The 12353-nt window shown below is 73.9% G+C and carries 11 protein-coding genes; 5 read left to right on the top strand and 6 right to left on the bottom strand.

All coding sequences use genetic code 11. The features are described from left to right. Positions 1–85 precede the first annotated feature (85 nt). Positions 86–874 (top strand): aldo/keto reductase, encoded by a 789-nt coding sequence (locus tag Sm713_RS34070; RefSeq protein WP_249417102.1) that lies wholly within the window; start codon positions 86–88, stop codon positions 872–874. Between the two features lie 231 nt (positions 875–1105). Continuing rightward, positions 1106–1819, top strand: a complete 714-nt coding sequence (locus tag Sm713_RS34065; protein ID WP_212913797.1) for a glycoside hydrolase family 75 protein — start codon at positions 1106–1108, stop codon at positions 1817–1819. Between the two features lie 262 nt (positions 1820–2081). On the opposite strand, the gene Sm713_RS34060 is transcribed toward Sm713_RS34065, so the two are convergent. Continuing rightward, complete coding sequence (locus Sm713_RS34060) at positions 2082–2387, bottom strand: 4a-hydroxytetrahydrobiopterin dehydratase (RefSeq protein WP_212913796.1); 306 nt, start codon at positions 2385–2387, stop codon at positions 2082–2084. 104 nt (positions 2388–2491) lie between these two features. Between Sm713_RS34060 and Sm713_RS34055 the strand changes: the two genes are divergently transcribed. Continuing rightward, positions 2492–3331 (top strand): helix-turn-helix domain-containing protein, encoded by an 840-nt coding sequence (locus tag Sm713_RS34055; protein WP_212913795.1) that lies wholly within the window; start codon positions 2492–2494, stop codon positions 3329–3331. Between the two features lie 63 nt (positions 3332–3394). On the opposite strand, the gene dnaK is transcribed toward Sm713_RS34055, so the two are convergent. The 5 genes from dnaK to Sm713_RS34030 all read right to left on the bottom strand — a co-directional run bounded on the left by dnaK (position 3395) and on the right by Sm713_RS34030 (position 10764). Then, entirely contained in the window at positions 3395–5323 is a 1929-nt protein-coding gene (dnaK, locus tag Sm713_RS34050) for a molecular chaperone DnaK (RefSeq protein WP_212913794.1), read from the bottom strand. A 486-nt stretch (positions 5324–5809) separates the two neighbouring features. After that, positions 5810–6235, bottom strand: coding sequence for an OsmC family peroxiredoxin (locus tag Sm713_RS34045; RefSeq protein ID WP_212913793.1), 426 nt, complete (start codon positions 6233–6235; stop codon positions 5810–5812). A gap of 150 nt (positions 6236–6385) precedes the next feature. Next, positions 6386–8566, bottom strand: coding sequence for a phage holin family protein (locus Sm713_RS34040; RefSeq protein WP_212913792.1), 2181 nt, complete (start codon positions 8564–8566; stop codon positions 6386–6388). 300 nt (positions 8567–8866) lie between these two features. After that, the gene (locus Sm713_RS34035; RefSeq protein ID WP_212913791.1) at positions 8867–10201 is read right to left on the bottom strand and encodes a hypothetical protein; all 1335 of its coding nucleotides are present in this window, start codon (positions 10199–10201) and stop codon (positions 8867–8869) included. A gap of 128 nt (positions 10202–10329) precedes the next feature. Further along, entirely contained in the window at positions 10330–10764 is a 435-nt protein-coding gene (locus Sm713_RS34030; RefSeq protein ID WP_374196139.1) for a hypothetical protein, read from the bottom strand. A gap of 181 nt (positions 10765–10945) precedes the next feature. Here Sm713_RS34030 and Sm713_RS34025 point away from each other — a divergent pair, with 181 nt between their 5' ends. After that, positions 10946–11719, top strand: coding sequence for an MBL fold metallo-hydrolase (locus Sm713_RS34025; RefSeq protein ID WP_212913790.1), 774 nt, complete (start codon positions 10946–10948; stop codon positions 11717–11719). Further along, complete coding sequence (locus tag Sm713_RS34020; protein WP_212913789.1) at positions 11719–12330, top strand: DedA family protein; 612 nt, start codon at positions 11719–11721, stop codon at positions 12328–12330. Before Sm713_RS34025 ends, Sm713_RS34020 begins: the two co-directional genes overlap by 1 nt. Positions 12331–12353: the final 23 nt, after the last annotated feature.

Here is a 12353-nt window from a genome sequence, read left to right as displayed (position 1 = left end):
GAGGAGGGGAGTCCAACCGAACCCGACGAAGGATCGAGAGTCCGTGAGCAAGGTTCCCCCGATCATCCTGAACAACGGCGTCGAGATGCCCCAGCTCGGCTTCGGCGTCTGGCAGGTGCCCGACGACGAGGCCGTCAAGGCCGTGGCCACGGCCCTGGAGGCCGGGTACCGCAGCATCGACACCGCCGCCGCCTACGGCAACGAAAGGGGCACCGGGCGGGCCATCGCCGAGTCCGGCGTGCCGCGCGAGGAGCTCTTCGTCACCACGAAGCTGGCCAACCCCGATCACGGGTACGACTCCACGCTGCGCGCTTTCGACGCCTCGCTGGAGAGGCTCGGGCTCGACTACGTCGACCTGTACCTGATCCACTGGCCGCTGCCGTCGCGGGACAAGTACGTCGACACGTACAAGGCCTTCGAGAAGCTGCACGCGGAGGGCAGGGCGAAGTCGATCGGCGTCTCCAACTTCCTGCCGGAGCATCTCCAGCGGTTGCTCGACGAGACCTCGGTGATCCCCGTGGTGAACCAGATCGAGCTGCACCCGCAGTTCCAGCAGCAAGAGTCCCGTGAGTTCCACGCCGAGCAGGGCATCTCCACGGAGGCCTGGTCACCGCTGGGCCAGGGCAAGGGCCTGCTCGACCTGCCCGCGCTCGCCACGATAGGCCAGAAGCACGGCAGGACCCCGGCGCAGGTCGTGCTCCGCTGGCACGTCCAGGTCGGCAACATCGTCATCCCGAAGTCGGTGACGCCCTCCCGGATCAGGGAGAACATCGACGTCTTCAGCTTCGAGCTGGACACCGAGGACATGGCCGCCATCAGCGCGCTCAACGAGGGCCGCCGCATCGGCGGCAACCCCGCGACGTTCGGAGCCTGATCGCGGCCGCCCTCCGGCGCGAAAGGGCCGCGGGCCCCGCGCCGAGGAGCCGCCCCTGACGGTGAAGGGCCGCCGCTGCACCCCTGGTGCGGCGGCGGCCCTTTCCGTGCTCGCCCGCACCCGAGATTGGTACGGACAATGCCCGTCCCGAGTCTTGACGCGCTCATGCCCAACACGCCAGATTGGGCGAACCCGTAAGGAAACTTTCCTAACAGAAGGGTCCCCCCCACCATGCGTGCTCGGACTCTGACGCTCGCCGCCGCGGCGGGCGCCGCGCTGCTCTCCACCGCCGCCTTCCCGGCGCTCGCCGGCCCCGCTCCCACGCACTCCGCGGGCCACGCCTCCCCGAGCGTGAAGGAAGGCTCGGTCAGCGCCTCCGCACTGCTGGCGAAGGTGCAGAACTGCAGCCAGATCTCCAACGGCAAGTACCGCACCGACGAGGAGACGAGCGCCACCATCCCCGTCTGCGGCGCGAACGGCGCGGTCTTCTGGAAGGCCGACATGGACATCGACTGCGACGGCAAGGTGACCTCGCAGTGCAACGGCGACACAGACCCGTGGTTCCAGGACGACACCGCCTTCCACACCTCGAACGACCAGCCGCTGACCGCCTCCTCGCTGCCGTACGTGGTGGTGCCCAGCGTCAGCGGCACCTGGAACTACCAGAGCGCCGGCATCAAGGGCGGCGGCGTGGTCGCCGTGATCTACAACAACAAGGTCGAGTACGCGGTCGTCGGCGACACCGGCCCCACCGCCATCATCGGCGAGGCCTCCTACGCCACGGCGTCCGCGCTCGGCATCGACCCCGACCCCGAGACCGGCGGCGCCGAATCCGGCGTGACGTACATCCTCTTCAAGAACTCCCAGGTCTCCCCGATAGAGAACCACAGCGCGGCGGTCACCCTCGGCAACAAGCTCGCCCAGCAGTTCGTGAACGGCGGCTGAGACACCGCACCCGTCCGGCCGCCGGGTCCCCCTCGGCGGAACCCGGCGGCCGGCGGAAAACCGGGTGCGGCCCGGGCCACCGGGCCGCCACGAGGGCCGGATGGACGACGGCACGGTCGAGCGGTTCCTCGCGGACGCTTCGTGCGGATCGAGCCCCGGGGCAGGAGACAGGACGCCTGAGGCAGGCGGGCGGCACCTTGGGACGGGACGCGGCCAGGGGCGGCCGCGCAGCGCCCGTGCGGCGCTCAGCGGCGCTCAGCGCTCAGTGGGCGCCGTGCACGGCGGCCAGCTCCTCGACGCGGTGGGCGAGCCGGAAGTCCAGCTCCGTGACGGCGCCGCCCACGCTGTGCGTGTTCACCGTCATGCCGAGGGTGTTGTAGCCGAGCGTCAGCTCCGAGTGGTGGCCCAGCTCCTCCTGCACCTGGGCGATGTGCACCACCATCGCGGTGGCCGCGAAGTGCGAGCCGAGCCGGTAGGACCGGGCCAGCCGGTCCCCGTCCAGCGTCCAGCCGGGCAGCTCGTGCAGCCGGTCCGCGATGTCCTCCTGCGCCAGTGCTTCCACGGCCATGGCCGTATCCTCTCGACGACGGTCCTCCCAGCCTGTCACAGCGCTGCCGGACGCAACCGCCGGAAGGCCGCCGTCCAGCCCCGCGCGTCGTCTACCGTCACTGCATGACCACCGCGGCCCCCCGCTCCAGGACCGCCCCGCCCGCGGGGGCCTTCGGGCCGCTGCTGCGCGGCTGGCGTGCGCGCCGGCGGGTGAGCCAGCTCGAACTGGCGCTGCGCGCCGGTTCCTCGGCACGGCACATCAGCTTCGTCGAGACGGGCCGCTCCCGGCCCAGCGAGGAACTGGTCCTGCGGCTCGCCGAGCACCTGGACGTACCGGTGCGCGAGCGCAACGCGCTGCTTCTCGCGGCCGGATACGCGCCCCGCTTCCCCGAGACGCCTCTGGAGGCGCCCGCGCTGGCCGCCCTCAAGACGGGCATCGAGACGCTGCTGCGGGGCTACGAGCCGTACCCCGCGCTCGTCGTGGACGCCGGCTACGACGTGCTGGCCGCCAACGGCGGCGTCGCCATGCTGCTGGACGGCGTCGACGAGGAACTGCTCAGGCCGCCCGTGAACACCATGCGCCTGACCCTGCACCCCCGGGGCCTCGCCCCGCGCATCCGCAACCTGCCCGAGTGGCGCGGCCACCTGCTGGCCCAGATGGAGCGCCAGCTCGCCCTCGGCCGCTCGGCGGCCCTCCGCACGCTGTACGAGGAGGTGGCCGGCTACCCGGTGCCCGACGCGGCGAGCACCGCGACACCGGGCGGGGCAGAGGCCGGCGGGGGCGCGCCGGCGCTCTTCGCCCTGCCGATGCGCCTCGCGCACGACGGACGGGTGCTGTCGTTCGTGTCGACGATCGCGACGTTCAACACCCCCATGGACGTCACCGTCGCCGAACTGGCCATCGAGACGCTGCTGCCCGCCGATCCCGAGACGGCCGGCTACCTCCGCTCCCGCGTGGCCTGACGCGCCCCCCCCGCAGTCCGACGACCGGTGGGCCGCGGCGTCCGCGGCCCACCGGAGGCGGCCTCATGCGGCCCCGGCCCCGCCGCGCTCGTTCCGCTCGTCGTCCACGATCTCCGCGTCGACGACGTCCTCGGCGTTCTCCGCGTCCCCGCCGGCCCGCTCGCCCCGGCCGTCCGCACCGGCGTCCCCCGGCTGCCCGGTACCGGCGCCGCCCGCAGCGCCCTCCGCGCCGGAGCCGCCCGCGTACATGGCCTGGCCCATCTTCTGGCTGACCGCGGCCAGCCGCTCGGCGCTGGTGCGCAGCTGCTCGGTATTCGTGTCGGAGGGGTCACCGTCCAGCAGCCGCTTGACGTCCGCGATGGCCGACTCCACCTCGCTGCGGGTGTCGGCGGGCACCTTGTCGGGGTTGTCCGCGAGGAACCGCTCCGTCTGGTAGACGAGCTGCTCCGCCTGGTTGCGGGTCTCGGCGCTCTCCCGGCGCCTGCGGTCCTCCTCCGCGTACTCCTCGGCGTCGCGCACCATGCGGTCGATGTCGTCCTTCGGCAGCGCGGAGCCGCCCGTGACGGTCATCTTCTGCTCGCGCCCGGTGGCGAGGTCCTTGGCGTAGACGTGCATGATTCCGTTGGCGTCGATGTCGAACGTGACCTCGATCTGCGGCACTCCCCGGGGTGCGGGCGGCAGGCCGGTGAGGTCGAATACGCCGAGCTTCTTGTTGTAGGCGGCGATGTCCCGCTCGCCCTGGAAGACCTGGATGCCCACGGACGGCTGGTTGTCGGCGGCCGTGGTGAAGATCTCCGAGCGCTTGGTGGGGATGGTGGTGTTGCGCTCGATGAGCTTCGTCATGATGCCGCCCTTGGTCTCGATGCCCAGGGACAGCGGGGTGACGTCGAGCAGCAGCACGTCCTTCACGTCACCGCGGATCACCCCGGCCTGGAGGATCGCGCCCACGGCGACGACCTCGTCGGGGTTGACGCCCTTGTGCGGGTCCTTGCCTGTCAGCTCCTTGACGAGCTCTGTCACCGCGGGCATCCGGGTGGAGCCGCCGACGAGGATCACGTGGTCGACCTTCGACAGCTCGATCCCCGCGTCCTCAACGGCCTGGTGGAAGGGTTTCTTGGTGCGGTCGAGCAGGTCGGCGGTGAGCTCCTGGAACTGCGCGCGCGTGAGCCGCTCGTCCAGGTGCAGCGGGCCCTCGGCGGACGCCGTGATGTAGGGGAGGTTGATGGAGGTCTCGGTGGACGAGGAGAGCTCGATCTTCGCCTTCTCCGCGGCCTCGCGGAGCCGCTGGAGCGCCATCTTGTCCTGCGCCAGGTCGACGCCGTACCCGTTCTTGAACTGCTTCACCAGGTGGTCCACGACCCGCTGGTCCCAGTCGTCGCCGCCGAGGTGGGTGTCGCCGTTGGTGGCCTTGACCTCGATGACGCCCTCGCCGATCTCCAGCAGCGAGACGTCGAAGGTGCCGCCGCCGAGGTCGAAGACGAGCACGGTCTGCTCGTCGCCGCGGTCCAGGCCGTAGGCGAGCGCCGCAGCGGTCGGCTCGTTGATGATCCGCAGGACCTTCAGCCCGGCGATCTCCCCGGCCTCCTTGGTGGCCTGCCGCTGGGCGTCGTCGAAGTACGCCGGAACGGTGATCACCGCGTCCGTGACGTCCTCGCCGAGGTAGGACTCGGTGTCCCGCTTCAGCTTCTGGAGGACTCGCGCGGACAGCTCCTGCGCGGTGAACCGCGAGCCGTCGATGTCGCCCTGCCCGGGGAAGCGCCAGTCCGCCTCGCCCATGTGCCGCTTCACGGAGCGTGCCGTGCGGTCCACGTTGGTGACCGCCTGGCGCTTGGCCACCTCGCCCACCAGCACGTCACCGTTCTTGCCGAAGGCGATCACGGACGGCGTCGTCCGCGCACCCTCCGCGTTCGCCACCACCGTCGGCTCGCCGGCCTCCAGTACCGCGACCACCGAATTGGTCGTACCGAGGTCGATCCCCACCGCCCTTGCCATGTCCGTCCCCTTCCACCGACCCGGGACTCTTCCACCTCCAGCACAAAACTTGAGTGCCCTCTTGTCAAGTGAATGCCTGCGGCGCGCCGCGTGTACGGGGTGGCCGGCCTCGTCGTCCCTGCGCCCCCGCGGGGGCGCCCCCTGCTCCTGTGCGGATACCCCCTTCGACGGCGGAAAGTCCACGCCCCGGCCGCCCGGCGGCCACGGACGACAGCGTCTGCCCCTTCGGACGAGTGGCGACGTGCGGGTTTCGGGAAGACCGACACGAGAGGCGAACCCCACGCCTTCAAGAGGCGCGGGGAACTGCGCGAACGACCACAGCGGCGGGAAGAGTGACCCGAGAGGCGAACCCCCGGATAAAGGGGCGCGGGGAACTGCGCAAGAAACCACGACGACACCGTCAGATCGCCACCGGGCAAAAGGGGGCACCCCCTGCCGGGCGGACCCGGGCAGGGGGCGCAGGCCGACATCGCGGCCAAAGGCCGCTCAGGCGAGCTTCGCCGTGAGGGTGATGGTGGTACCCGCCAGAGCCTGGCTCACCGGGCAGTTGGCCTTGGCCTCCTCCGCCGCGGCCACGAACGCCGCCGTGTCCATACCGGGAACCTGCCCCTCCACGGTCAGGTGGATCCCGGTGATGCCAGTGCCCGGCTGGAACGTCACGTCGGCGGACGTGACCAGACGCTCCGGCGGCGTGCCGGCACCGGCCAGCGCGTGCGAGAGCGCCATCGAGAAGCAGCTCGAGTGAGCCGCCGCGATCAGCTCCTCGGGGCTGGTCTTGCCGTTCGCCTCCTCGGCACGGGACGCCCAGGTCACGGGCTGGTCGCCCATGTCGGAGGAGTCGAAGGTCACCAGACCCTTGCCCTCGATCAGGCTGCCTTCCCAGACGGTGTGTGCGGAGCGCGTGGTTGCCACGGCGATTCCCTTTCCAAGAGGTACAGAGCTTACGTCGGGCCCATCCGATCACATACCGACCGGAGTGGGCCCCCTACCCCCGGAACTGCACGACGACACCACTCCCCCGCCCATGGCGGGTGCCTCAGCCGATCGCCCACGGCGGGCGCCTCACCCGATCCGTGCCGCGCCGTCCCGCTGCACCGGCAGCCTCCGCCCCGCACCTGGATCCGTCGGCTCCGCCGTGCCCGCGGCCTCCGCGAGCCAGCGCCGCAGCACCCCGTGCACCTGCTCGGCGCCGACCAGCGTGGCACCGTCCGCGACGGGCGCCGAGAACGCGAGGGGCGACAGCAGGAACGGCCGCGACTGCGCACCGCCAAGACCGCCGTGCGAACCGATCTGCTCCTCGAAGGCGAGCACCTCACCGCCCACCGGGTCGTACGCGGAGTTGACCATGATGTCCGCGGCGTGCGGGAAGGCGTGCGTGCGGCGCACCGCCGCCGCGGCGCCCGGGCCGAAGCAGGCGAGCGGACCCGATCCCTCGTCCAGCGAGCCCAGCGCGTCCAGCGGCACGGCCGCCCCGCCCGCGCCCAGCACCACCCCGCCGTGCACCTCGTCCGCGACCAGCACGAACCCCACGCCCGGATGCCCCGCCAGCATCGGCAGCAGTGCCGGATGGCGCCGGTCGATCTCCTGCCGCGTCATCCGGTGCGGCACGTCCGGGAACGACACCAGACCCAGGTTCCCCGAGGCCAGCACCACCGGATCCGAGCGATGACCGTGCGGGTGCGGCGCCGCGGCCTCCTCCACCGGTCGGCGCAGGGCCGCACGCGCGGCGTTCCGCGCCTCCGCGCCACCCCGGGCGCCGCCCCGCCGCCCGGCGCCCCACAGCGCTCCGGCGGCCCGCCGCGGTACCGGCAGCCCGCAGCCCGCCCGCACCAGCTCCCCCAGCGTGAGCCCGTACCGCCCGAGGAACGTCTCGCCCGGGCTCTGCCCGTGGTCGGAGAGCACCACGATCCGGTACGGGCGCGGCGCGTGCCGGGCGACCCTGTCGAGCAGCGCCAGCGAGCGGTCGAGCCGCCGGAGCACCTTCGCGGCGTCCTCGCTGTGCGGCCCCGAGTGGTGCGCCACCTCGTCGTACGCGACCAGGTCCGCGTAGATCGCCGTGCGCCCCGCGAGCAGGTCGCCGATGACGGCGGCGACCACCACGTCGCGCTCCACGACGGTCGCGAACGCCCTGATCAGCGGGTACAGCCCGGCACGGCCCACCCGGGGCCGCTCGCCGCGCAGCCGCGCCCGGCCGGCCTGCGCCATCTCGCGGACGACCTCCGCGGCGAACGAGAGGGCCGTGCGCACCGCGTTGGCCGGGTCGCTGAAGTAGGCGAAGTAGCCGGCCCGCGAGCGGTTCCGCGGGCCGCGCCGCGCGGCCATCGACAGCACCAGCGCGAGCTGCCGGGCACCGCCGTCGAAGAGGTTGCCGCGGCTCGCCCCGTCCGTGCCGAGCAGCCCCGCGTCGCCGGTGCGCTCGACGGCGCGCCGCTGGAGCTCGTGGGCGCTGGCCGGACGGTTGCAGACCATCACCTCGCGGGTGTCCTTCTCGTACCAGCGGAAGGCGGGCACGTCGTGGTTGGTGCCGTGCAGGATGCCGAGCTGGCTCGCACCTGTCTGGCTGGACCAGTCGGTCCGCCAGGGCGTGAGGCGGTGGCTCGGCGCGCCGCCGCCCGCCTCGGACGCGCCGGTGCCCGCCGGCCGGCCCAGCCAGCCGCCCACGGTGGGCATCAGCCCCCGCCGCGCCGCGTCCACGAGGACGTCGTACCCCACGCCGTCGAGCTGGATGAAGACCGTGCCCGGGGTGCGCGGGCAGGCGTCGCCGCGGCGTCTGCGGCGGCGGTACGCGAGCCGGGCGAGCCTGCGGCGGTAGGCCTCGTCGTCGCGGACCGCGAGCGCCGCACCGGTGGCGGAGGCCACGGCCGACATCACGGCCGCCACCACGACCGCGGTCTGCCACGCGGCCCCGCCCCGCCCCGACGGGTTGAGCCGGAGCGCGAGCAGCAGCAGGGAGCCGTTGAGGAAGAACACCAGCAGCCCGAGGACGAGCGCCGGCACCAGCAGCAGGAGGCGCACCAGCAACGGCCACACGAGCGCGGAGAGCAGTCCGAAGCCGCCGGCGCCGCAGGCCGCGGTGACGGCGATCCGGGTCGCGCTGTCGCCGTGCGGGGACTGCAACCGGAAGTCCGGTAGGAGCCCCGCCAGCACCAGCATGGTGACGGTGGCGACGGCCCACACCACGACCACCCGCAGCACGGCACTGCCGACCCGCCGCCAGCGCACCCCCATCACGCCTGCCCTCATCCCCGGCCCTCGCCCATCCCGCCGCCGCACGGCCCGCTCTCCGCCCCCGCAGCGTCCCCCACAGCAGGGCATGCCCGCCCCAAACGGACGGACCCGACCCAGCGTAACCAGAGACCGCCCCGCGCCCGAGGGCGCGCAGAGCGCGAACGAGAGCGCCGGGGCGCGCTGGTCGCCGGTGTACCGGGCGTCGGGGGTCGGACGGCACGAGCACCGGGGGACGAGGGCGCATGGGGCCTGTTAACACAACTCCCTCTGCCCAGGGCCGTGGCGCCCGGAAGCGGCGCGCGCCGGAGCACGCGCTCAGAGCGGGGTGAAGTGTGCCGCGCGGTCCAGGGCGCGCAGGAGTTCGGGCTGCCAGCCGGCGCGTGTGGTGTCCAGGGCGGGCAGGCCCGCGGAGCCGAGGGAGGCGAGCTGCGCACGGTGGTCGGCGCCCAGCCGCCAGGCCTCCCGCAGGACTCGGCGTGCCTCGACGCGTGCGGCGCGGTCGGTGGCGCCGGCGTCGCGGGCGCCGGGCACGGCGGCGGCAACGGCCCGCGTGACGGTGCCCGGAGCAGGGGGGTCCGCCGAGTCGTCGGTGACGGCGGGGAGCGCGGCGAGGCGGCGGCCCGCCTGCTCCAGGCGGTGCCGGAGGGCGGCGGCGCGTTCGCCGTCGGGGGGCGGGGCGGTGCGGGAGCCGGGGAACGTCACGCCCCGGCGGAGCTGTTCCATGCGCTCCGGGAGCGGGTCCCAGTCGGGCTCGCCCGCCAGTTGGGCGTTCACGTGCGTGACGGCGGCGGTGTACGCCCGTGCCGCGCCGCGGGGTTGCAGCGGGGTGCCGGGCGGGCGGTACCGCGGGCGTTCCGCGTCGGGGACGGATCCGCCGTGGTTGCCCCGCACGGAGACCCAGACCCGGTCCGCGCCGCCCGTCACCTCGGTCATCAGCAGCCGCCGCACCAGGAGCCAGCGTTGCAGCGCGGTCCGGGTGGTCCGGCGCAGCGGGTGGATCTCGACGGCGGGCGGGGCGCCGGGTGTGCCGTTCTGCGGGCGCCGTACGATCCGGACCTCGTCCAGGGCGGGCGAGAGGTCGTCGAGGCGGATCGCGCACAGCTCGCCGACCCGGGCCCCGGTGTCGAGCACGATGCCGGCCAGGGCGAGCATCCGGACCCACCGGGGGTAGCCCCGCGTCATGAGCCCGCCGTCCAGGGTCCACTTCGTACGCCGCCCGATGTGGTCGGCCAGAGTCTGGAGACTGGCGCGCAGCCGTTCGCCGCGGGCGGTGTCGACCGGTTCCTTGCGGGGCAGTTCGGCCAGCCGCCGCAGGTGGTGGACTTCGAGGCCGAGCCGGCGCTGGAGGAGCACCATGACTCCCGAGCGCACCATCGCCGTCGCCTCGCTGGTGGGCCGCTTGGCGCCCCGGTCGCGCAGGTCGCCGACGAGCGCCAGCCGTTCGTACACCTGGAGGGAGGGCGCGGCGAACACCTCGGCCAGGGCGTCGGTCACGGTGAGCGGGTGCTCGGGGTGCTTGAGGGCGCGGACGAGTTCCCGGGCGTGGGCCTTGATCTGGCGGCGGCGGGCCTCGGACGGCGCCCGCCCGCACACCGCGTCGACGGCCCGCCTGAGCTCGGGCACCTCGTCCAGCACGTCTGCCGTCGTCACATCCGGCACGGTATCCGCTCGGCGGGGGATCGTGGGCGGTACCCGAAGGATGCCAGCCCACCGGGCGACACCCGTCCCCCGCGGACGCGACCGCCGTCCGGGGGCTCCGGGTTCCTGCCCGGCCCCGGTCAGCGGCCGTCGTAACCGGCCGTCGGCATGGAGAGCCTGCGGTGGACGCGGGCCTTCATCTGCGGGCTGTAGCGCGGCTCGGCGAGGCCCGCGGTCTCGACCCGCACGCCCCGGCGGGTGCACTCCGCGGTGAAGGCGTCCACCGAGCTGAGCGCGCGCTCCAGGACGCGCCGGCTCGGTGCGACGAACAGGTCGACGAGTCCGGCGTCGACGTCGGACCACAGCGCGCTGTGGTCGGCGCGCACGCCGTGCACGAGGAGCTCGCGGGTGACCACGTACCCCTGCTCGGCCGCCCAGCGCGCGCACATCGCGTGCTGGCTGCGGGAGTCGACGAGGAACGGGTCGGCGTCCAGCTCCTCCAGGGGCGTCAGGCTGGCGATGGCCGTGACGCGCAACGCCCGCGGCCCACCCCCGGAGGTGCCCGCGGCGGCCAAATCGCCGCCCGCGCTGTCGTCGTGTGGCACGTTCCCTCCCCATGCGCCCGAGCGGCCCCCTCACCCGGGCTGCGGGCCGACCCTATCGAAGCCCGTACGCTCGGGGGAGGCGCACGGACGGGGCGCACCCGGCCGGAACGGGCAGGCGCGGGCGTACGCGGGCGGAGTGGGAGGCGGCGGGGTGCCGGTGGAGATCACCTGGTGGGGGCATGCCACCTGCACGCTGCACGACTCGGGCGTCCGGGTGCTGACCGACCCGCTGTTCGCCCGCCGTCTCGGACATCTGCGCAGGCGCCGCGGGGCGCCGCCGCCGCCCGCGGCGGCCGTCGCCGACCTGGTGCTCGTCTCCCATCTGCACGCCGACCACCTGCACATGCCGTCGCTGGCCCGGCTGGCCGCGGACACCAGGGTCCTGGTACCGCGGGGCGCGCGGCGTGCGCTGCCCGCGCTGCGCCGGCTGGCGGGGCCCCGGATCACGGAGGTCGTGCCGGGTGACGAGCTGAGCGCCGGCCCGGTGCGGGTGCGTGCGGTGCCCGCGCTGCACGACGGGCGGCGGCTGCCGCTGGGCCCGCGGCGCTCGCCCGCGCTCGGGTACGTGGTCGTGGGCGAGGCGCGCACCTACTTCGCCGGGGACACCGGGCTCTTCGACTCCATGGCCGAGGAGGTCGGGGACATCGACGTCGCGCTGCTGCCGGTGGGCGGCTGGGGGCCGTACCTGGGGCCGGGGCATCTGGACCCGGGGCGCGCGGCCGAGGCCCTCGCGCGCCTTGCGCCGCGCAGCGCACTCCCGGTGCACTACGGCACGTACTGGCCGATCGGCATGGACGCCGTGCGGCCCCACGAGTTCCACTCCCCCGGTGAGGAGTTCGAGCGCCTCGCAGCGCTGCGGGCGCCGGAGGTGACCGTGCACCGCCCGGTGCACGGGGAGACCGTCCGTCTGGAGATGGCCCGTTGATGCTGTCCGTGGCGTCGGTACCGCCGGAGTCCACCCAGCAGGCGGTCGGCTATCCGTCGCTGTTCCTGCTGGTGCTGATAGGTGCCCTGGTGCCGGTGGTGCCGACGGGCGCGCTGGTGAGTTCCGCGGGGGTGGTGGCGCTCCATCAGACGGCGCCCTTCTCGCTGGTGGCCGTGTTCGTGGTGGCGGCCACGGCGGCGTTCCTCGGCGACGTCGGGCTCTACTGGCTGGGGCGGCGCGGCATGCTCTCCCGCAACGGCTCACGCTGGCTCGCGGCGATCCGGCGGCATGCCCCCGAGGAACGCCTCGCGCAGGCCCAGGACCGGCTGGCGGAGCACGAGGTGCCGGTGCTGGTGCTGTCGCGGCTGGTGCCCGCGGGCCGGGTCCCGGTGATGCTGGCCTGCCTGCTGGCGAGGATGCCGTTGCGCCGCTTCGCCCGCGGCGACATCAGCGCGTGCCTGGCGTGGGCGGTGACCTACCAGCTCATCGGGCTGCTCGGCGGTTCGGTGTTCGCGGAGCCGTGGCAGGGCGTGGTGCTCGCCGTCGCCCTCACCGTCCTCGTGGGCGCGGCGCCCGCGGTGTGGCGCCGGGTGCTGGGCGGGCGGAGGTAGCGCGCCCGCCGGCCGTTCCTGCC

This window comes from Streptomyces sp. TS71-3 (assembly GCF_018327685.1).
Lineage (GTDB): Bacteria > Actinomycetota > Actinomycetes > Streptomycetales > Streptomycetaceae > Streptomyces.
This window is presented reverse-complemented; position numbering and strand designations above follow the sequence as displayed.